The organism is Corynebacterium sp. HMSC076C10, from assembly GCF_001812455.1.
Taxonomy (GTDB): Bacteria; Actinomycetota; Actinomycetes; order Mycobacteriales; family Mycobacteriaceae; genus Corynebacterium; species Corynebacterium jeikeium_D.
The window spans coordinates 46,111-67,226 of sequence record NZ_KV809153.1 but is presented as its reverse complement, the minus strand read 5'-3'; the positions used below and the strand labels follow the sequence as shown (position 1 = coordinate 67,226).

The window sequence follows — 21,116 nt, the reverse complement described above, 5'->3', positions numbered from 1 at the left end:
GCACTATGTGTGCCTATTGTTCGCGGATAGCCCCGAGAGTACGCAGATGCTCAACCACCTTGGCCACTGTCTCCGCAGACTCCAACACGTCACCGCATTCTGCGGCAGTGAAACGGTCAACTTCATCCAGCGTAATGTAGGCCAGCGTAATTCCAGGCGACTCCACGTCACGAGTGCTCCGATACACCCCCGCGGTGTCCACCACCAAGCTGGTCCAACTGCCCGCGACGACATCCTTGCCAAAGCGGCGCAGAATGCCACCGCGTACATACGCACGCGTAGACTCCGGTGCGTATTCAACCGCACGGTCGACTTCTTCCTCGGTCACGAGTGTGCGCATCGAACCGCGGCGCACCAGCGCATGGTACAGCCCACGAGCAGGGTCAATATCCGAGTACTGAATATCAATCAACGCCAACTTCGGGTGGTCCCAGCCCGCGCCTAGGCGGGTACGCAGGCCCTCCATGAGGTTGTACTTCGCCACCCAATCCAGCAGGTGGGCTGCCTTGCGGGGGTCGTCGGAAAGCACGTCGAGCACTTCACGCCAGAGCTTGACGACGTCGCCCTGCTGGTCGTAGCTCTCCACGCGACGCAGGTACTCGTACTGCATTTCCACTGCGGACATCCAAGTGACATGGTCTGCCAGCTGCAGCTTCTCGGTGCAGGTCAGGTCTCGGGAGACCTTATGGACGGCCTCGACGGGGTTGCGGAGTTGCAAATCGTCGAAACGCACGCCGTCCTCGATGGCGTCGATGACCAAACCTGTGGTGCCCAGCTTGAGGAAGGTGGCGACCTCACTCATGTTGGCATCCCCGATGATGACGTGCAGGCGGCGGAAGCGATTGGAGTCGGCGTGTGGTTCATCGCGGGTGTTGATGATGCCGCGGTTCAAAGTGGTCTCCAGCGAGACCTCAGTCTCGATGTAGTCCGCGCGCTGCGAAATCTGGAAACCCGACTCCTGCCCCGTTTGCCCCAGACCTACGCGACCAGCGCCCGTGAACACCTGGCGAGTGACGAAAAACGGCGTCAGACCGGCGACAATGTCATCGAACTCAGTTTCTCGGGAGAAAAGGTAGTTCTCGTGGGCGCCATACGAGGCGCCCTTGCCATCGACGTTGTTGCGGTAGAGCTTCAGCGTCGGACCTGGATTGCCCTCGGCATCGGTGGCTTCGGCGGCAAGCTGAGCTGCGCGCAGCATAATCTTGTCACCTGCGCGGTCAGCGATAACCACCTCGCGGGCAGTTGCCGTTTCCGGTGAGGAGTACTCCGGGTGCGCGTGATCGACGTAGAAGCGAGCACCATTTTGCACCAGCAGGTTTGCAGCGCCGACGGCATTCGGGTCAACAATCGGTGGCTGGTGGTAACGGCGCAGGTCGAAACCACGGCTGTCGCGCAGTGGCGACTCTGGTGCGTAGTCCCAGCGGATGCGCCCCGACAGGCCCTCCTCCTGCTCGTGCGCGAAAGCGAGCACGGCCTGCGTGGAGGTGAGAATCGGGCTGACATCCGGGTTGTCCGGGCTGGAAATGCCGTACTCAATCTCCGTGCCGAAGAAGCGGTTCGGCTGTGCAGAACTGGCGGCGGAATTAGCCATGACGAATCACCTCGACAGAGGCAACGCGCGCCGCTGGACGACCGGAGATGCGAGCCCACTCATCCGGGTTCGAGGTGTTTGGCAGGTCCTCGTTCTGCGCGAACTCCTCCGCCACTGCAGACAGCAGGTGATCCAAGCTAATACCAGCCTCGCCGCCAGCGATAACCGACTTGATGGCGGACTTCTTCGCACGGTCGACGATGTTGGAAATCATCGCGCCGGAGTTGAAATCGCGGTAGTACATAACTTCGCTGGTGCCATCGGCATAGCGAATCCGCACGTACTCGTTTTCTTCCGTCTTGGCGTACATCCGCTCAACAACCTGGTCAATGAGGTGTGCGACATTCTGCTCCACCCCACCGCGCGCTTCCACCTCGGCTGCGTTATACGGCAGCTCAGGGGTTAAATACTTGCGGAAGATATCCTTCGCCGCAGCCTCATTCGGGCGCTCAATGCGGATCTTCACATCCAGGCGTCCCGGGCGCAGAATTGCCGGGTCAATCATCTCCTCGCGGTTGGTGGCACCAATCACGATGACGTTTTCCAGCCCCTCCACACCGTCAAGTTCACTGAGCAGCTGCGGGACCACTGTGTTTTCCATATCCGAGGAGATGCCCGAACCACGAGTGCGGAAAATCGAGTCCATCTCATCGAAGAAGACAATAACCGGCTTGCCATCCTCGGCAATGTCGCGAGCGCGGTCAAAAATCAGGCGAATCTGACGCTCCGTCTCACCCACGAACTTGTTCAGCAGCTCCGGGCCCTTGACATTTAAGAAGTACGACTGCGCCCGCTGCGCCTCCGCCTCGGTCTTACCCCGGGATAGCGCAATCTTGTGCGCCAACGAATTAGCCACAGCCTTGGCGATCAGCGTCTTACCATTGCCGGGAGGGCCGTAGAGCAGCACACCCTTCGGTGGACGCAGGTTGTACTGCTCAAACAGTTCTGGCTGCAGGAACGGCATCTCCACGGCGTCGTGAATCTGCTCAATCTGGCTATCCAGACCACCGATATCCGTGTAGGTGACATCCGGTACCTCTTCCAGCACCAGGTTTTCCACCTCGGATTTCGGAATGACCTCAAACGCATAGCCCGACTTGCGGTCAATCATCACCGAGTCCCCCGGCTTCGGCGACAGATCCCCCGCCAGAGACACCACGAATTCCTCACCGTGAGTATCCGAGGCCAAAATGCGTTCCCGATCCGGCAGCACCTCACGAACATTGGCGATGTCGCCGCTTTCCGGATAACCGCAGTCCTCCACGATTATCGAGCCCTCATTCAGGCGCACCTGCGCGCCCGGACGAAGCGCCCGCTCATTAATCTCCGGCTGCACCCGCAGGCGCATCCGTCGATTTCCGGTAAAAACCTCTGCGGTGCCTTTCTCTGGCCCCGGCTTAAGGAAAATACCGTACGTGCTAGGCGGCTCCAGCATGTCCTCCATGTCTTGGCGCAGTAGCTCTAGCTTGTTACGGGAGTCCCGCAACAGCTCAACCAGGCGATTATTTCGAATGCCGAGGTTGTAGTTCTTCTGCTCAAGATCACGGATTTTGTCAGACGGCGTTGTCATGTATCCCAGATTACCCATAGGGCCAGATGCCGTTGTTGCTTGGTCGATTTAGACCGTGTGTCGCATCACGCTTTACGACGGCTACACCTCCCAGCGCGAAGCGGCGGGTCTAGAGCTTCTTTTGATTTCGTCGCTGTGGGCGCGGAGGCACCGTGCCGTCGGCAAGCCTGCGTGCCCACACCAGGAATGCGGTATGTGCCTGCATACGGTGCGCCGGGCGGACGGAGAGATCCTGAACATTCCAGTCGCGGACCAGGGATTCCCAGGCGCGTGGTTCGGTGAAGCACTTCTGCGCGCGGATGCCCTCCATGACTTTCATTAGCTGCGGAACAGTGGCGACATAGACCATGAGCACGCCGCCAGGCTGAAGCACCTTCGAAACGGTGTCCAGGCATTCCCATGGAGCGAGCATGTCCAGAATGACTCGGTCGACCGGGCCGCCGAGCGACTCGACGGAGGCCTCGTTGAGATCGCCCAGGCGCAAGTCCCAGTTGTCGGGCTTGTGACCCATGAAGTCGACAACGTTGCGTTCCGCGTGCTCGATGTGGTCCTCGCGGACCTCGTAGGAAATAAGCTGCCCGTCAGCGCCGATGGCGCGGAGCAGGTTGAGGCTGAGCGCGCCGGAGCCAGCGCCGGCCTCCAACACGCGCGCACCTGGGAAGATGTCGCCCTCGACGATGATCTGTGCAGCATCCTTCGGGTAAATCACCGCAGCACCGCGCGGCATGGACAGGACGTAATCGACCAGCAAGTGACGCATGGCCAGGTAGACGGTGCCTTCGCCGGAGGTGACGGTGGTGCCTTCCTTGGCGCCGATGAGGTCGTCGTGGAGGATGGTGCCGCGATGGGTGAAGAACTTGCCACCCTCCTCGAGGATGACGGTGAAGTGGCGATTCTTCGAGTCAGTCAGCTGGACTCGGTCGCCGACCTGGAATGGTCCGCTCAATGCCATAGGTGTGTGGGCTCCTTTTGGGGTTTGGTTGGGTCGGGTTGGGTCTGGTTCGGTTTGGTTGGGTCGGGTTGTGTCGGGTGCAGCCAAATCCGGGCGGTACTCTAACCTGGCTAGTATGCCCGACAATGCCCAAAGTTCTAAGTCAGCTGTTCAGCCTTCCCGCCGCTCTAAGTTGGCGCTGTCGCCGTCGAGAGCTAATGACTACCGCCAGTGCCCGCTGAAGTACCGGTTCCGTGCGATTGACAAGATTCCGGAGCCGTCGACTGTCGCGCAGGTCAAGGGCACGTTGGTACATGCTGTGCTCGAACAGATGCATGCCTGGCCCCGTGAAGAACGCACTTACCCCGCAGCGGTGAAGCGTTTGAAGCCGACCTGGGAGGACATGCGTGCAAAGGACGAGGAACTGATTGAGCTAGTTCCGGAGGATGATTACTACGACTTCCTGGTCGAATGCCGCGGACTGCTCAAGGGTTATTTCATGATGGAAAACCCCATGGGCTTCGATGCGGCCGAGATGGAAAAGTTCGTTCAGCTGGTTATCGATCCGGATGCAGATCAGACTGTGCCGTTGTCGGTGCCACTTCGTGGTTTTATCGACCGCGTCGATATTGCCCCGACCGGTGAGGTCCGGATTGTCGACTACAAGACGGGCAAGAAGCCCTCTCCTCGCTTCCAGGATGAGGCACTCTTCCAGATGCGGTTTTACGCACTGGTGTGGTGGCGGCTCACCGGTCGTATCCCGGAACAGCTGCGGTTGATGTACCTGAAGGTCGCCGATGACCTGGTGCTGAGTCCCAACGCGACAGAATTAGAGGCCTTCCAAGCGGAGATTGCTGACTTGTGGTCGGCGATCGTGCGCGACGGTGAAAACGGTGACTTTGTACCGAAGAAGTCCAAGCTCTGCGGGTGGTGTTCTTTCCAGGAGATGTGCCCTGCCTATGGCGGGGTCACACCGGAGTACCCCGGTTGGCCGGGTGCTGTCGGTGATGGCGGCACTGAGTAAAAACTGCGGATGGCGGTGGCTCTCGCGGCGATGTTAGCTTTCGCGGGGTGCCGCCGTCGGCGGTAACGGTGCCAGTAAAAGTTACTGACTAGGTTTATGACAGGTGAATGGAATTCACAGCTTCGATTTTGTCATAAACCTAGTCAGTTTCTCTATGCGGTGTTCTAGGTAGCCCCCCCCCACTACAGCAGTGCGCTGCCGAAGGCGAAACCGAACGCGACGGACAGGGCAATACATAAAGTGCCTGGGATGATGAACGAGTGGTTAAACACGTATTTGCCAATTCGGGTTGTGCCAGTGTCGTCCATCTCCACCGCGGCAAGGAGCGTCGGGTAAGTAGGCAGTACGAATAGCGCGGAAGTCGCTGCGAAGGAAGCAATCGCAGTGATGGGAGAAACTCCCACCGCGAGTGCAGCGGGCATGATGGCCTTTGCCGTGGCCGCCTGCGAGTACAGCAATGCGGCCGCGAAGAAGAGCACGATTGCCAGCATCCACGGCATTGTGGTCAGTAGGCTGCCGGACGCGGCCTTAATGTCGTCGATGTAGTGGTTGATAATTGTGGTTCCCAGCCACGCCACACCGAGAACGCAGACGCTGGCGGACATGCCCGATTTGAACACCGGTGTGTTCAAAATGGTTGCCGCGTCCAACTTGCAGGCCAGCACGATAACGGTGGCAGCGGTCAACATGATTGACATGATCGCCTCGTTTCGTGGGAGCGTGGGGTCAGCGATGAGGCCGACCTGTTCAGTGCTGATGGTCGCGTAGACCATCACCGCGAGAATCGAGAGTAGGAAAATCGCCACGGACCACTTGGCCGACTTGGTTGGCACGTATTCGCTCATCTGGCCACGTGGCTTGGAGACTAACCCCTTTTCCAAGCGGCTTTGATACTCCGGATCGTCGTCAAGCTCTTTGCCTAGGTGATTCGTGACAAAGGCGGTCGGAAGGATGGCGAGGAACGTCGAAGGAATGATAATCGCCAGGAGTGTGAGATAACCAACGCCGCGGGGTTCCATGAGCGAAGCCATCAGCACCACAGCCGCTGAAATGGGTGATGCCGTAATCGCCAACTGAGATGCGATGACCGCCACGGACAGCGGGCGGGACGGGCGAACGCCTCCCTCCTTGGATACTTCGGCGATAACTGGGAGGGTGGAAAATGCGGTGTGGCCGGTGCCGGCGAGCAGTGTCATCAGGTAGGTGACAACCGGGGCCCAGTAGGTGATGTGTCGCGGATTCTTGCGCAGCAACCGTTCGGCAATGTGGACGAGATAGTCCATGCCTCCGGCCTTCTGCATAGCGGCAATTGCCGCGATTACCGACATAATGATGCCGATGACATCGAACGGAATGTCGTCTTTGGTGACCGGAACCCCGGTGATGCCCAGCGCCAAAACGCCCAGCCCACCGGCGAACCCGATAGCAATTGAACCAAGACGCGCGCCAAGGAGGATCGCTGCTAGAACGATAGAGATTTGGACGGCAACTAACATGTGTATCTCCGAAAAGTCACTCGTTAGACTTGTTGCCGCTTAGGACAAATCGTCGAGGCGAGACTCCCCTGCCACGTAGCGCTTCCCCCGGTATTCCGGGTGCATGAGGTTCTCGGTGCTCAGGACCTGGTTGAGCTCCTTCTCGTCCATCAGCCCGCGTTCGAGGACAATGTCCCGGACGGAGCGGCCAGTGCGAGCGGCTTCCTTGCCAATCATATCGCCCTCGTGGTGGCCAATGACCGGATTCAGGTAGGTCACGATACCGATGGAGTTTTCCACATAGCCGCGGCAAACTTCCGGGTTAGCGGTGATGCCGGTAATGCACTTGTCGCGCAGAGTGTCGGTAGCACTGCGCAGCAGTTCAATCGACTCGAAGAGGCATGCGCCGATGACAGGCTCCATCACGTTTAGCTGCAACTGGCCAGCCTCGGCTGCCCAGGTCAGGGTCACGTCGTTGCCGAAGACCTTGAAGCAGGCCTGGTTCGCGACCTCTGGGATTACCGGGTTAACCTTTGCCGGCATAATCGAAGACCCAGCGGCGCGCTCCGGAAGGTTGATTTCATTCAGTCCGGCTCGTGGACCCGATGCCAGCAGGCGCAGGTCGTTGCACATCTTGGAAATCTTCATGGCCGCGCGCTTCAGGGATGCATGCACGCTGACGTAGGCGCCGGTATCGCTGGTGGCTTCGATTAGGTCCTTCGCAGAGGTCACCTTAAAGCCACTGACCTCACGCAGCGCCTGGGTCACGGCCTCGCGGTAGCCTGCCGGCGCATTTACACCGGTACCGATAGCGGTTGCTCCCAGGTTGATTTGCAGCAGGCGTGCCGACGCAGTTGCGATGGACTCCTGCTCTTCCTCAAGGTTGTGGGCAAATGCGTGGAAAGCCTGTCCCAGGGTCATGGGAACGGCATCCTGCAGCTGCGTGCGCCCCATTGTGATGATGTCGTTGAATTCATCACCCTTGGCGTGTAGAGCCTCAACCAGGGAGTCGAAGTGCTTCTGCAGGCTCAGCAGCGACATGTGGATGGCAAGACGGAAACCTGTTGGGTAGGCATCGTTGGTTGACTGGCACTGGTTGACATCATCGTTGGGGTGAATGACGTCGTATCGGCCCTTTTCCAGGCCGAGCAGTTCTAGAGCGAGGTTAGCGATGACCTCGTTGGTGTTCATGTTGAGACTGGTGCCAGCTCCACCCTGGAAGACATCGATTGGAAACTGATCCATGCAGCGTCCCTTTTCCAGGATTTCATCACATGCGGCGACGATGATGTCTGCAACATCGCTGGGCAGCGTGTGGACGCGCTGGTTGGCAATGGCCGTGGCCTTCTTTACCATCACCATGCCACGAATGAATTCGGGCACGTCGTTGATGGTCTTGGCTGAGATTTGGTAGTTGTCGATTGCGCGCAGGGTGTGGATGCCGTAGTAAGCCTCTGCCGGAACCTCCATAGAGCCAAGCAGGTCGACCTCGGTACGTGTTGCGGACATGTGGAAGCAATCCCTTCTCGTAGGCGCAGTCTTATGAACCACAATTCGTGGCGCTGCGGTTACACCGTCAAAACTACAGCGCTGGCGCAACTGCCGCTTTTCCGGCATAAGGGGACTATGTCAGTACGGCTAACGCCGTGCGCATGCTCAGTGCCAAGCCTACTACTTACGTCGACGTAGGTGGGAGTGAAAATGCATTGGTCAGTTCCCCGCTCGAGATGGGGATCCATCTCGAAATGGGCCCCTACTTGAGACGGCACGCCCCCTCACCCCTCGAGCAGGTCACGTCTCCACTAAATACGCGCGATACGGATATTCGAAGCCAAGATCGCCTCGGCACCAATCTTTGCCAGTGCGTCCATGAGCGGGTTGGCCTCTGCCTTCGGAACTAGCGCGCGAACTGCTACCCAATCCTCGTTAGCCAGCGGCGACACGGTCGGGCCGGACAGCCCCGGGGTGAGCTTGGATGCCTCTTCCAGCGCGGACGCACGGATGTTGTAGTCAATCATCAAGTACGTCTTGGCATGCAGAATGCCGGTCATGCGACGTAGGAACACCTGCTGCTCCTCGGTGACCTCTACGCCCTTGCGTCCGACAACAACTGCCTCAGAGCTGACCAAAACATCGCCGAATGGCTTCAATCCCTGCTTGCGCAGGGTACGACCGGTGGAGACAACATCGGCGATTACGTCGGCAACTCCCAAGCGGATGGAAATCTCCACTGCACCATCAAGGCGAATGACGGTGGCGTTAATGCCACGAGCCTTCAGATCCTCGCGCACCAGGTTCGGGTACGAGGTGGCAATGCGCTTGCCCTCCAGAGCTTCTACGGTCCACTCCTCATCGGCCGGAGCGGCGTAGCGGAAGGTCGAGGCGCCGAAGCCCAGATTCAGAACCTCATCGACCGGAGCCAGCGAGTCAGCGGCCAGGTCGCGGCCGGTGATGCCCAAATCCAGATGGCCGTTGCCAACGTAGATGGGAATATCCTTCGGGCGGAGGAAGAAAAACTCAATGTCGTTGGCTTCGTCGTGGATGGTCAGGCTCTTGGAGTCGCCTCGACCCGGGTAGCCAGCTTCCTTCAGGATTTCGACTGCCGCCTCGGACAGCGATCCCTTGTTGGGCACGGCAATACGCAGCATGGTGTTGATTTCTCCTACAGGTACTTGTAAACATCCTCGGGGCTCAGCCCGCGACCGACCATGACCACCTGCAGCCAGTACAACAGCTGCGAAATCTCCTCTGCGAGGGCTTCGTCAGATTCGTGCTCAGCTGCAAGCCAGACCTCACCGGCCTCTTCGACAATTTTCTTGCCCTGGAAATGCACACCAGCGTCCAGCGCCTTGACTGTGCCCGATCCCTCGGGGCGCGACTGTGCTTTTTCCTTCAGCTCTGCAAACAGGTCATCAAAGTTCTTCACCCGGTCTATTGTTCCATGTCGTCTACTCGCCCGCGAAAGCAGCCCGCAAAAAGCCCAAATTCGAGGTATCCAAATTGCCCGAAATGAAGCGCGCCGGGGGTACTAACGTCCCCACATCAGCCTGCGAAACGCTCACATCCGGCATTGGATTCCACACCACCGTGCATCCCGCAGCGAGTGCAGAGCGCACCCCCGTTGAGGAATCTTCGATAGCCAGGCAGTCCTCTGGCGCAAATCCGGCTAGCTCTGCGCCACGCAAGTACGGATCCGGTGCCGGTTTGCCGTTGGCCACCTCATCGCTACACACTGTTGCGGCGAAGTGCTGCTCCCCCATGACATCAATGCAGGGTTGCGCCACGTGCCGACGGGTATTGGTCACCAACACCACCGGAATGTCAGCAGCCCGGGCCTGGTCCAAAATCGCCGGCACACCCGGGCGCCACTCCACCCCATGTTCTAGAACCAATTCAGTGAAGCGACCTTCGACGAATTGGGAGCCCGAGGCAAACAGCTCGTCGTCAAGCGTGCGTCCCGCATGATCAGCACAAATCGACAGCGTGTCCCAGAGCGTGTTGCCGACGCACTGCATGCGCAACTCCGGAGTCAGGCGGCGGCCTACGAATTCCGAGAGGTCGTACGTGGCAATCTCCCACAGAGGTTCCGTGTTGATGAGGCTGCCGTCCATGTCCCACAAAATTGCTTTCACACCATGCGACTATGCCAGGCAATCAAGCATTTAGCGATTATGTCAGCAAAACCGTCGGATGAAGGTTTAGAGTTTCAGGAAGGAAAGTATGTTGCGGTGCTGCATGAAACCACCGCATGAACGTGTCCCGCGTGAATGAAAGGCATCGACTCGCTATGACAACCACTGAAGATTCGCTCGCCCAGGCTATCGACCAACCCGAGGCATATTTCATTCCGCTAGGGACGGTCACCGAAGGCGAGCTCAGCTACGAGCGCTTCATGCCCACCAGCTTCACTTATGGGGCGTGGGGGCCGTTTCAGCACGGTGCGCCGCCGTCGGCGCTGCTGACGCGCATGTTGGAGCGCCGCCGTCTGGAAAGCGAGGGGATGCGTATTACTCGCATCGCCGTGGATCTGTTGTCGGCTGTACCGTACACGGAGCTCCGCGCGCGCTCATGGGTCTCGCGCCCGGGGCGGCAGATCGCCAAGGTCGAAGCCGAATTGCTTGCCGACGTCAAGGGTGCCTGGCGACCAGTTGCCACCGCGTCCGCATGGATGATGGCCACTGCGGATACGCGGGATATTGAGCGTGCATTCGACAAGCAGGTGCCCGGGCCCGAGGAATGCAGCGCCGAGTACATTCCGCTTACCGACGATTGGAGTGGCGGCTACATCGAATCAATTGAAGCCCGCGCCGGCGCGACGGAAGAGCTGGCCGAGACGCAAATTCACTGGGTTCGCGCGCAGTACCCAATCGTGCTCGGGGAGGAGCCGACTGCGGTGGAGCGAGTCATGCAGGTAGCTGATACCGCCAACGGTATCGGGGCCACGCTGAGCCCGCACCAGTGGGCGTTTATGAATACCGACTTAGTGGTTCACCTGCACCGACTCCCCCAGCTCGGCGCCTCGGAGAAGTCGGCGGAATCGGAGTTGCAGTCGGAAGACGGCGGCTGGGTGGGCATCGCCGCCCGCGGTTCCATTGGGCCGGACGGAATCGGCATGACCGCGGGCGAGCTCTACGATGTGCACGGCCCCATCGGCCGCAGCATGCAGACCTTGCTGGTGCGACCGCAGGGATAGCGCGAAGCTACACGTTAAAGTACTTCGCTTCCGGGTGGTAGAGCACGAACGCATCGGTGGACTGCTCTGGGTGCAGCTGGAGCTCCTCAGAGAGCTCCACGCCGATGCGCTCCGGCTGCAGCAGGTCAATCATGCCCTGACGGAAGGTCAGATCCGGGCAGGAACCATAGCCGAAGGAGTAACGAGCGCCACGGTACTTCAGGTCAAAGAAGTCCTGGGTATCGTCGGAGTCTTCCGCGCCAACACTTGTGCCGTCGGAGAACGCGAGCTCGGAGCGAATGCGCTGGTGCCAGTACTCGGCCAGCGCCTCGGTGAGCTGCACGCCGATACCGTGAACCTCCAGGTAGTCGCGGTATTCGTTCTTGGCGTAAATATCGTTGGCGAAGTCAGCGATGGGCTGTCCCATGGTCACCAGCTGGAACGGCATGACGTCGGTCTGTCCTGCGGCGATGGCATCTTCGCGCGAGCGAATGAAGTCAGCAATGCATAGGAAGCGACCACGCTGCTGGCGCGGGAAGGTCCAGGACACCACTGGCTCTGCCGCGGGGTCGGGCTGCTCCCCTTCCGCAGGTAGCGGCAGTACGTGTACGGTATCGCCCTCAGAAACTGCTGGGAAGTAGCCATAGACGACAGCCGCATGCTGGAGGATGTTCTCGGCGCGCAGGCGCTGCAGCCATGCGCGCAGGCGTGGACGACCATCGGATTCGACCAGTTCCTCGTAACTCGGCCCCTCGTCGCCGCGGGTGCCGCGCAGTCCCCACTGCCCCATGAACAGAGCGCGTTCGTCGAGGGTGGTCAGGTAGTCGTCGAGGGGCAGGCCCTTGACAATGCGGGTTCCCCAGAACGGCGGTGTCGCAACGGGGACATCAGCGGCGACATCGGAACGCTCCGGCACCTCGGGGGCTTCAGCAGCAGCCTTGGCGGCGCGCTGCGCGGCGATGCGCTTGGAGCGCTCACGGCGGGCGCGGCGAGCTTCCTTCTTCTCGCGGGCAGCAATGGCCTCTGGCGAATTCTCGTCTGGGCCGAGGCCCTTCTTAGCTGCCATCAGCTCGTCCATGATGCGCAGTCCTTCGAAGGCATCCCTGCCGTAGTAGACATCGCCGTGGTAGAGCTCGGACAGGTCGTCTTCCACGTAGCTACGCGTCAGCGCGGCGCCGCCGAGCAGTACTGGGAAGCGGGTGGCATCGCCGGCGGAGTTGATCTCCAGCAGGTTGTCCTTCATCACCACAGTGGACTTCACCAGCAGGCCGGACATGCCGATGGCGTCGACATCCAGTTCCTTGGCGGCGGACAGAATCGTAGCGATTGGCTGCTTAATGCCCAGGTTATGCACGGTGTAGCCGTTGTTGGAGAGAATAATCTCCACCAGGTTCTTGCCGATGTCGTGGACATCGCCCTTCACCGTGGCCAGCACAATCGAGCCCTTGGAGCCCGTGGCATCCTCGGCATCCATAAAGCCCTCGAGGTAGCCCACCGCGGCCTTCATCGTCTCGGCCGACTGCAGCACGAATGGCAGCTGCATCTGGCCAGAACCGAACAGGTCACCAACGGTCTGCATGCCACGCAGCAGGTCCTCGTTGACAATCGCCAGCGGTTCCTTTTCCTTCATGCCCTCATCGAGGTCAGCCTCGATACCCGTGCGCTCACCGTCGATGATGCGCTGCGCCAGGCGGTCGAACAGCGGCATGGCGGCGAGCTTTTCGGCCCGGGCGTCCTTCGCGTCAGCGGCGGAGACTCCTTCGAAGAGCTCCATGAATACCTGCAGTGGGTCATACTCCCCGTCGGGGTGCCCCGCTTCACGACGGCGGTCGTACACCATATCGAGAGCGACTTCGCGCTGCTTGTCGTCGATCTTGTTCATCGGCAAGATCTTGGAGCTGTGGGCAATGGCGGAGTCCAGACCGGCCTCGATGCACTCGTTGAGGAACACCGAGTTGAGTACCTGGCGAGCCGCCGGGTTCAGACCGAAGGAAATGTTGGACAGACCGAGCGTGGTGTGCACGTTCGGGTGGCGACGCTTAAGTTCGCGGATGGCTTCGATGGTTTCGATGCCGTCGCGGCGAGTTTCCTCCTGGCCAGTGGAAATCGGGAAAGTCAGACAGTCGACAATAATGTCCTGCTCGCGCAGTCCCCACGTGCCGGTGATGTCGGCGATGAGACGCTCGGCAATCTCAATCTTCTTGTCCTTTGTACGCGCCTGACCTTCTTCGTCGATAGTCAAAGCGACCACGGCAGCACCGTGCTCAACAACCTGGCGCATAATGCGCTGGTAGCGCGAGTCCGGGCCATCGCCGTCTTCAAAGTTCACAGAGTTGACCGCGCAGCGACCACCGAGGTGCTCCAGGCCAGTCTTCAAAACTTCCGGTTCCGTGGAGTCCAGCATGACCGGCAACGTCACCGAGGTGGCGATCTGCGATGCCAGGGTTGCCATGTCATCGCGACCGTCGCGCCCCACGTAGTCCACACACAGGTCGATCATGTGTGCGCCATCGGTGACCTGACCGCGGGCGGTGTTTAGGCACTTCTCCCAGTCGCCGGCCAGCATGGCCTCGCGGAAAGCCTTGGAACCGTTGGCGTTGGTGCGCTCACCAATCATGGTGATGCCGGTTGTCTGCGTCAGCGGGGTTGCCGAGTACAGAGAAGCGACCTCATCGATTGGCTTTGCATTCGGATCCGTCGATGGGCGTGCTGCCTGAACAGCAGGGCCCTGCTCGGCGTAGGCGCCTGCACCGGTAATAGCATCGCGCACAGCGGAAACATGCTCCGGTGTGGTACCACAGCAGCCACCGACCATCGCCAGGCCAAACTCTTCAACAAAGCCGCGCAGCGCTGTGGCTAGCTCTGGTGCGGTCAGCGGGTAGGTCGCACCGTTCTTACCCAGCACTGGCAGGCCCGCATTCGGCATCACCGATACCGGGATGGAGGCGAAGTTGGACAGGTAGCGCAGGTGCTCGCTCATCTCGTCCGGACCCGTTGCACAGTTCAGACCAATCATGTCGATCCCCAGCGGCTGCAGCGCTGCCAGGGCTGCACCAATCTCCGAGCCCATCAGCATGGTGCCTGTGGTCTCGACGGTCACGTGGACGACGATCGGAATCTTTTTGTCAGCCTGTCGCATGGCGGCCTTGACGCCATTGACTGCTGCCTTGACCTGCAGCAAGTCCTGACAGGTCTCAATCAAAAACGCATCCGCGCCACCGGAAATCATGCCGAGTCCGGCCTCCGTGTATGCGTCGCGAAGCTGAGCGTACGGAGCGTGCCCCAACGATGGCAGCTTCGTGCCCGGGCCCAGCGAACCGAGGACAAAGCGTCGCATACCCTCGCGCCCCGGCCCCATTTCGTCAGCGACCTTGCGGGCGATTGCGGTGCCCTTGTGCGCTAGCTCCTGGATACGGTCTTCAATGTCGTAATCCGCGAGGTTCGGGAAGTTGCAGCCGAAGGTATTGGTTTCCACCAGGTCGGCGCCGGCCTCGAAATAACGCCGGTGAATCGTCTCGATGATGTCGGGACGAGTGTCATTGAGAATCTCATTACAGCCCTCGTAGCCGAGGAAGTCCGCGTCAACGTCGAGGTCAAAAGACTGCAGCTGGGTACCCATGGCGCCATCGCCAATGAGTACACGGCTGTGCAGTGCGGTGAGGAACTCGGAAGAGTGGCGATCAGTCATGAATAGACACCTTAGTCTACTTTCATAACCGCGCCGTTAATCGGGCTGGTTATTCCATCTCAAAGTAGCTTTCCGCCTTCACCGCAGGCAGGTCCAAACCGACAGTCTTCGTTGCGGAATTGATAATCGCGAGAATCTCGTCGAGCTCCTCATCAAAAATCGAGCCACCGTGCTCATGCTCAATCGCAGCCACGCGCTGTAGGCAGTTCTCTACCGCCTGCGTTGCGGCTTCTTCTCGCTTATCGACGGCCAGTTCCGCCGCCTGATCGATACCAGCGGCGGCCTCACGGAGGGCTTCCCCGACCTGGTCGGCTACCGATTCGTCAAAAAGTGGCTCCCAGAACTCGCGTTCCTCGGGCTGCAGGTAGCTGCCGGTGGCAAACATGCGCAAATCGGCAACTAGCTTATCGATGTTCTCTTGCGTTACTTCGACAGCAGACAGATCTGAGTTGCTCATGCTCAAATTTTAACGCCAAGCAGTGCGTCCAGCGCGGCGGCAACGAATTCTCCGGCACCCGCTGCGCCGGTTACTGTGCCAGCATCTGCCTTGTTGCTGGTATCCGAGGACCACTCCGCAGCCCAGGCATCGATAGCGGCCAGAGCAGCCGGCGTATCCAGGTCATTGGCCAGGCTTGCGCGCACATCGGCAACCAGTGCCGCTGCTGCGCTCACAGCCTTCTCATCGGTGGCAGTCTTTGTAGCTGCGCAAGCCGCACGCCAGGCCTCGTGACGTGCCTTGGCGGCCTCCAGCACCTCGTCCGACCAATCGCGATCAGAGCGGTAATGGCTGGCGAACACGCCAATACGAATAGCACTCGGGTCGACGCCGGCAGCCACCAGCTTGGAGACAAACACCAGGTTGCCCAGCGACTTGGACATCTTCACGCCATCGAGCGCAATCATGCCAGCGTGAACATAATGGCGCGCCATACGTGCACAGCCAGTAGCGGCTTCAGCGTGAGCCGCCGAGAACTCGTGGTGCGGGAACGCGAGATCCGAGCCACCGCCCTGAATGTCGAAGCTCTTACCCAGGCGGTTGGTGGCAATCGCCGAGCACTCAATGTGCCAACCCGGCCGGCCCGCACCAAAAGGAGCCTCCCAGCTTGGTTCCCCGGGGCGAGCGGCACGCCACACCAGCGCGTCCAGTGGGTCCTCCTTGCCCGGGCGATCCGGGTCGCCACCGCGCTCCGCAAAGAACTCCGCCATCTGCTCTGCCGAGTAATTGGACTCGTAACCAAAGTTCTCAGTGGCACTCTTGCGGAAGTACACATCCGGGTACTCGTCATCGGTGAGCTGGTAGGCCGAGCCATTCTCCAGCAGCTTCTCGACCATTTCCACGACCTCGCCCACGGACTCAATGGCGCCGATATAGTCGCGCGGTGGAATCACCGACAGGTTTTCCATATCCGAGCGAAACAAATCAATCTGCGAGGTGCCCAGCTCGCGCCAGTCCACCCCATCGCGCTCCGCACGTTCGAACAACGGGTCATCGACATCGGTGATGTTCTGCACGTAATGCACCGAGTGTCCATTGTCCAGCAGCTGACGGTAAATCAGATCAAAGGTGAGGTAGGTTGCTGCGTGCCCCAGGTGCGTGGCGTCATAGGGTGTGATGCCACACACGTACATGGTCGCCTCCGGTCCCGCTTCCACCTGGGAGACCTTCTGATCCGCGGTGTCGTAGAGGCGTAGGGGTACCGATGTTGAGCTTTCGTCGTCAAGCGAATGCGCCTTACCTGTATTGCTGGCGCGGTTGAACACATCGAAGCGCGCATCGCCGAGACTGGGAACCTGTGGTTGGGGCCACGAATGCATTAAATACTCACTACCTCACTAAACAGCGTTGATCGTGCCGAAGCCGAGCAACACCATAACAATCAAACCGACCGGGATGCGGTACGCGGCGAACCAAGCGAAGGAGTGGTTCGACACAAACTTCAGCAGCCATGCGATAGATGCATAACCGACGACGAAGGCAATCAGCGTACCGATGGCCAATTGCGCACCACTAGCGGCCTGTCCCGCCGCAGGGTCAAACGCGTCTGGAAGCGAAAAAATTCCAGCAGCGAAAACAGCGGGGATAGCCAGCAGGAAGGAAAAGCGCGTTGCAACCTCTCGGTCCAAGTGCAAGAACAAGCCGGCAGACACCGTACCGCCCGAGCGCGACACACCCGGAATGAGCGCCAGACACTGTGCGAAACCCATGACGATGGCATCTCGCATGGTCAGCTCTTCATAATTGCGCTCACGACGGCCGAACTTCTCTGCGGCGATAAAGACAAAGGAGAAAAGCACCAACACAGCGGCTGTAATCCAGAGATTGCGCAGGTTATCGCGGATAAGGTCCTTCCCCAGCACGCCGATGATGGCAATCGGCAGCGTACCGACAATCACCATCCAGCCCATGCGGTAGTTGAAACCGCGGGCTTCCTTATTGAACAGACCGGCAAACCAGCCAGTGAGGATCTGCCAGATGTCCTTGGCGAAGAACACCAACACAGCCAATTCGGTACCAAGTTGCACCACAGCGGTGAAGGATGCGCCGGCGTCCTGGCCCCACAGTAGCTCCGAGACAATCCGAAGGTGCCCCGAGGAACTCACCGGGAGAAATTCCGTCAGACCTTGCACTACGGACAGGATGATTGTCTGCGCCCAGGTCATACCGGTGCCGGCGGTATCGGCAGCGGTATCTGCTGAGGCGCTTAGTGTCGTCATGATAGTCACGGGTGTATAGGCTACTCGTCCGGTTTGTGTTGTGGCTATAGCGAGGTTTCGGTGCGGCGATAGCGAGACCTCTCCCGCGGAACTTTTCCCGCGACCGCACACGGGTGTCCTAAAGTAAAAATCGTGCAACAACGAATTCTGGGCAACAGCGGTTTACGCGTCTCCGCCTTGGGGCTGGGTACGGCCACCTGGGGTGCGGGTACCAGGCAAGACGAAGCCGGACGCATCCTGACGGACTTCCTCGACGCCGGAGGCAACCTTGTCGACGCTTCCCCACTCCACGGCGGCGACACTGTTGCCGACATGCTGGGTGCGGTCATCGCAAAGCGCGGCGTTGCCGACGAATTGGTGCTCTCGGTCGCATCTGGCATACACCCCGAGCGGCCCGTCGGCAGGCGCGTGGACTGCTCGCGTAAGACACTGCAAAAGGACCTCGACGAAACGCTCGGACGCCTCGGCGTCGAACACATTGACCTGTGGTCGCCCGGCTACTGGGATGGGCTGACCCCACCGGAAGAGGTCGCCGATACCCTGGAATGGGCTGTGCGCACGGGGAAAGTACGTTACGCCGGAGTGCGTGGATACAGCGGTTGGCAGGCAGCGGTGACGCATGCCGCCGCGGATCGAATCGCTCCGGTGTTCGCACAGCATGAGTACTCGCTGCTCCAGCGAAGCCCTGAGGCAGAACTGCTGCCCGCCTGTGAGCATTTGGGGCTCGGCTTTATCGGTGGCGCCCCACTGGCCCAAGGCGTTTTGACCGCCAAATACCAGCACATCATTCCCGAGGACTCCCGCGCTGCTTCCGAACACGCCGATGCAGAGGTACAGGACTATCTCGACACACGCGGCGTCACGGTTGCAGGCGCGCTGACCACCGCAGCCAAGGGGCTCGGCGTCAGTGCTGCCGTCGCAGCGATTTCCTGGGCACGCGATCGGCCGGGCGTCACCTCGATCCTCGTTGGCGCTCGAGACCGCGCTCAGCTACGCGAAAACCTCACCGCCGAACAGCTCACGCTGCCACCGCAGATTTGCAACGCGCTTGACGACGTCACGCTGTAATCAGTAACCGCATTCTTATAAAGACTTATAAGGCACAACGAATGCGAGAACTTCCCACGGCTGGAGGCGTCCACAAAGTAATCAGGCCGGGGTGGTAGTTTCTATAGCGTGAGTGAAAACAGTCGTCGACGTGTCATAACCTCCCTTCTAGCGGGGCTTTCCGCTAGCGCAGTGGTCCTGGCAGGATGCTCCTCCGATGTGGAAGGAGACATCGATGCCGGAATGGGCAACGCCACGCCAGTGCCGGCCGCTTCACCCGCTGCTCCCGATACTGCTATCGGGAAGGCCAAGAAGATTGATGAGGACGTTACCGATGCCGTGCTTGTCGGCGACCGAGTTGTCCTGAAGGCCGGGGACAAGATTTTTGCCGGTCCGCTGAATAACCCAATTGAGCGATCAATGAAGCTGGACGCGAAGTGTGGTGAGCTCGCGCCGGGCGGCCCTAACGCTCTGCTGCCGTGTGAAGATGGCATCCACGTCATTACTGACCAGGCTACGGAAACGGCCGTTGTCGGCCGTGGCACCAACTACTCCGCCGCAGTTGGCCTGGAAGGCGGCCGCATCATCGGTGCCCATGCGGATAGCAATGTCGTCGATGTGTTCGGCGCTGATGGCGAGTTGGCCAGTGATTTCAAGGCTGCCAATAACGGGTCGCAGCTCGTTGAGATTCCCAAAGCGGACAATGACGCGGACGTCAAGCTGTTAGAGGTCAACCGTCCGGAGACTTCGGTGCATGAGCTCAAGCTCGATGAGTCCCGCGCTGGCTCTGCGCTGCGTGCGGGTATCGGCGTCGGCAAGGTAGCTTCCGGTGATCATGTCATTGCTGCCGCAGACACCAAGGGCAACCAGCTGCTTATTTACACTGCCACTGACGTCATTCGCCTCCACCAGGCAGCTCCGGCCCCGGAGGCTCCGTGGGCGGTAGCGGTCGATGAATCGCGCGGAATTGTCTGGGTGACTTCGACGAAGGTGAACAAGCTCACGGGCTACGACATCAGCTCGGGTACCCCAGTCAAGGTCGCGGACATCAACACGGTTGCAGACCCACAGTCGGTTGTCGCCACCGAGGATGGCCAGATTGGTGTCTTCTCGGCTACCGGTGACGGGGCTCAGATTTTTGACTCCGCGGACGTCGATAAGGCAATTGCTGATTTCAAGCAGGATGCAGAGAAGATCCGTGAAGAGATGTCGGTTCGGGAACCAGCCGATAAACTACCGACCGGTGCAGGTGACACCAAGGGAGCAGACGACTCCGAGGGAGAGACTAAGTAGATGCCTTCGAAACTTCGCGCCAAGTCCTATCAACTCGCGCTAAAGGCAATGTTCCAGGTCCCGCCGGAGCAGATTCACGAGGCCATTTCGAAGACCCTGAAGGGGCTGCAGAAGTCGGAGAGTCTACAGCGGGCGGTGAGCAAGCTACTCGTTGTTGACGATGCTGTGCTGCGTCAAACCGTGTTCGGCGTGGACTTCCCGCGTCCGCTGGGGCTCGCCGCAGGCTTCGACAAGGCTGCTATTGCTCCGGATTGCTGGGGGCCAATTGGTTTTGGCTACGCGGAACTGGGAACCGTGACTGCCAAGCCGCAGCCGGGCAATGATCGCCCGCGTCTGTTCCGTCTGAAGGAAGACCGCGCCATTTTGAACCGCATGGGTTTCAACAACCCCGGCGCCGCTGCTGTAGCGGAGAACTTGCGGGCGCGTCGCAGTGACGACGTCATCGGTATCAACATTGGTAAGACCAAGGTGACTCCGCTGGAAGAGGCCGTCGATGACTATCGAGAGTCGGCCAGCCAGCTCGGCGGCTTGGCGGACTACGTTGTTGTCAATGTCTCCTCACCGAACACGCCGGGTCTGCGCGACCTTCAGGCGGTGGAGTCACTGCGCCCGATTCTGGCAGCGGTGACTGAGGAGACCGACTCGCCGGTGCTAGTCAAGATTGCTCCTGATCTCTCCGACGATGATGTCATCGCTGTTGCTGACCTGGCTGTTGACCTTGGGCTGGCAGGCATTGTGGCTACCAACACCACCATTTCTCGCGAGGGCCTGCGTACGCCCGCGGATGAGGTCGCGGAAATGGGAGCCGGTGGAGTCTCGGGTGCTCCTGTGGCAGCTCGGTCACTAGAGGTGCTGAAGCTGCTGCACGAGCGCGTCGGAGACAAACTAGTTCTCATCAGCGTCGGCGGCATTGAAACTGCTGAGCAGGCGTGGGAGCGGATTGCCAACGGCGCTTCCCTGCTGCAGGGCTACACACCGTTGATCTATGGCGGTCCGGACTGGATTCGTGACATTCACCAAGGGTTGGCTCGCCAGATTCGAGCTCAGGGATTCTACTCCATTTCGGAGGCAGTCGGCTGTGGTCTGCCGTGGCGTGGTTAACTGCTGAAA

General features: G+C 59.9%; 17 protein-coding genes. 5 read left to right on the top strand and 12 right to left on the bottom strand.

Annotation, left to right across the window (positions count from 1 at the left end):
- Nucleotides 1–13: 13 nt before the first annotated feature.
- The 3 genes from dop to HMPREF2857_RS07975 all read right to left on the bottom strand — a co-directional run bounded on the left by dop (nt 14) and on the right by HMPREF2857_RS07975 (nt 4,113).
- Nucleotides 14–1,591 carry a depupylase/deamidase Dop gene (gene dop / locus HMPREF2857_RS07985; RefSeq protein ID WP_070643506.1) on the bottom strand — a complete coding sequence of 526 codons (1,578 nt, stop codon included), beginning with the start codon at nt 1,589–1,591 and terminating at the stop codon, nt 14–16.
- Nucleotides 1,584–3,161 (bottom strand): proteasome ATPase, encoded by a 1,578-nt coding sequence (arc, locus tag HMPREF2857_RS07980; protein WP_246819667.1) that lies wholly within the window; start codon nt 3,159–3,161, stop codon nt 1,584–1,586. The genes dop and arc overlap by 8 nt, the downstream gene beginning before the upstream one ends.
- Before the next feature lie 109 nt (nt 3,162–3,270).
- Complete coding sequence (locus HMPREF2857_RS07975) at nt 3,271–4,113, bottom strand: tRNA (adenine-N1)-methyltransferase (RefSeq protein WP_005510776.1); 843 nt, start codon at nt 4,111–4,113, stop codon at nt 3,271–3,273.
- Between the two features lie 115 nt (nt 4,114–4,228).
- Between HMPREF2857_RS07975 and HMPREF2857_RS07970 the strand changes: the two genes are divergently transcribed.
- A complete protein-coding gene (locus HMPREF2857_RS07970) occupies nt 4,229–5,116 on the top strand; it encodes a RecB family exonuclease (RefSeq protein ID WP_049170646.1) in 888 nt (295 codons plus the stop codon).
- A gap of 182 nt (nt 5,117–5,298) precedes the next feature.
- Here HMPREF2857_RS07970 and HMPREF2857_RS07965 read toward each other — a convergent pair whose 3' ends face one another.
- The 5 genes from HMPREF2857_RS07965 to HMPREF2857_RS07945 form a co-directional block, all read right to left on the bottom strand.
- The gene (locus tag HMPREF2857_RS07965) at nt 5,299–6,612 is read right to left on the bottom strand and encodes an anaerobic C4-dicarboxylate transporter (RefSeq protein WP_070643503.1); all 1,314 of its coding nucleotides are present in this window, start codon (nt 6,610–6,612) and stop codon (nt 5,299–5,301) included.
- A 39-nt stretch (nt 6,613–6,651) separates the two neighbouring features.
- The gene (gene aspA, locus HMPREF2857_RS07960; RefSeq protein WP_016422793.1) at nt 6,652–8,100 is read right to left on the bottom strand and encodes an aspartate ammonia-lyase; all 1,449 of its coding nucleotides are present in this window, start codon (nt 8,098–8,100) and stop codon (nt 6,652–6,654) included.
- 293 nt (nt 8,101–8,393) lie between these two features.
- Nucleotides 8,394–9,239: an ATP phosphoribosyltransferase gene (hisG, locus tag HMPREF2857_RS07955; RefSeq protein ID WP_016422792.1), complete on the bottom strand. Its 846-nt coding sequence runs from the start codon at nt 9,237–9,239 to the stop codon at nt 8,394–8,396.
- A gap of 14 nt (nt 9,240–9,253) precedes the next feature.
- Complete coding sequence (locus tag HMPREF2857_RS07950) at nt 9,254–9,517, bottom strand: phosphoribosyl-ATP diphosphatase (RefSeq protein ID WP_005510825.1); 264 nt, start codon at nt 9,515–9,517, stop codon at nt 9,254–9,256.
- Nucleotides 9,518–9,539: 22 nt separating this feature from the next.
- Nucleotides 9,540–10,223 (bottom strand): HAD family hydrolase, encoded by a 684-nt coding sequence (locus HMPREF2857_RS07945; RefSeq protein WP_083276364.1) that lies wholly within the window; start codon nt 10,221–10,223, stop codon nt 9,540–9,542.
- 155 nt (nt 10,224–10,378) lie between these two features.
- On the opposite strand from HMPREF2857_RS07945, the gene HMPREF2857_RS07940 reads away from it, so the two are divergent.
- Nucleotides 10,379–11,284 (top strand): thioesterase family protein, encoded by a 906-nt coding sequence (locus HMPREF2857_RS07940; RefSeq protein WP_016422790.1) that lies wholly within the window; start codon nt 10,379–10,381, stop codon nt 11,282–11,284.
- Nucleotides 11,285–11,291: 7 nt separating this feature from the next.
- Here HMPREF2857_RS07940 and metH read toward each other — a convergent pair whose 3' ends face one another.
- From metH to HMPREF2857_RS07920, 4 genes are read right to left on the bottom strand one after another with little or no spacing between them, the layout of a single operon-like run.
- Nucleotides 11,292–14,951 (bottom strand): methionine synthase, encoded by a 3,660-nt coding sequence (metH, locus tag HMPREF2857_RS07935; RefSeq protein WP_070607768.1) that lies wholly within the window; start codon nt 14,949–14,951, stop codon nt 11,292–11,294.
- A gap of 49 nt (nt 14,952–15,000) precedes the next feature.
- Nucleotides 15,001–15,408 carry a hypothetical protein gene (locus HMPREF2857_RS07930; protein WP_070643499.1) on the bottom strand — a complete coding sequence of 136 codons (408 nt, stop codon included), beginning with the start codon at nt 15,406–15,408 and terminating at the stop codon, nt 15,001–15,003.
- A 2-nt stretch (nt 15,409–15,410) separates the two neighbouring features.
- Nucleotides 15,411–16,766 carry a cysteine--1-D-myo-inosityl 2-amino-2-deoxy-alpha-D-glucopyranoside ligase gene (mshC, locus tag HMPREF2857_RS07925; protein WP_069359547.1) on the bottom strand — a complete coding sequence of 452 codons (1,356 nt, stop codon included), beginning with the start codon at nt 16,764–16,766 and terminating at the stop codon, nt 15,411–15,413.
- Nucleotides 16,767–16,784: 18 nt separating this feature from the next.
- Nucleotides 16,785–17,666, bottom strand: coding sequence for an undecaprenyl-diphosphate phosphatase (locus HMPREF2857_RS07920; protein WP_040361409.1), 882 nt, complete (start codon nt 17,664–17,666; stop codon nt 16,785–16,787).
- A 132-nt stretch (nt 17,667–17,798) separates the two neighbouring features.
- Between HMPREF2857_RS07920 and HMPREF2857_RS07915 the strand changes: the two genes are divergently transcribed.
- The 3 genes from HMPREF2857_RS07915 (at nt 17,799) to HMPREF2857_RS07905 (ending at nt 21,107) form a co-directional block, all read left to right on the top strand.
- Nucleotides 17,799–18,734 carry an aldo/keto reductase gene (locus HMPREF2857_RS07915; protein WP_070643496.1) on the top strand — a complete coding sequence of 312 codons (936 nt, stop codon included), beginning with the start codon at nt 17,799–17,801 and terminating at the stop codon, nt 18,732–18,734.
- 108 nt (nt 18,735–18,842) lie between these two features.
- Nucleotides 18,843–20,006 (top strand): hypothetical protein, encoded by a 1,164-nt coding sequence (locus HMPREF2857_RS07910; RefSeq protein ID WP_210384783.1) that lies wholly within the window; start codon nt 18,843–18,845, stop codon nt 20,004–20,006.
- The gene (locus HMPREF2857_RS07905) at nt 20,007–21,107 is read left to right on the top strand and encodes a quinone-dependent dihydroorotate dehydrogenase (RefSeq protein WP_016422783.1); all 1,101 of its coding nucleotides are present in this window, start codon (nt 20,007–20,009) and stop codon (nt 21,105–21,107) included.
- The last annotated feature ends 9 nt before the right edge of the window (nt 21,108–21,116 follow it).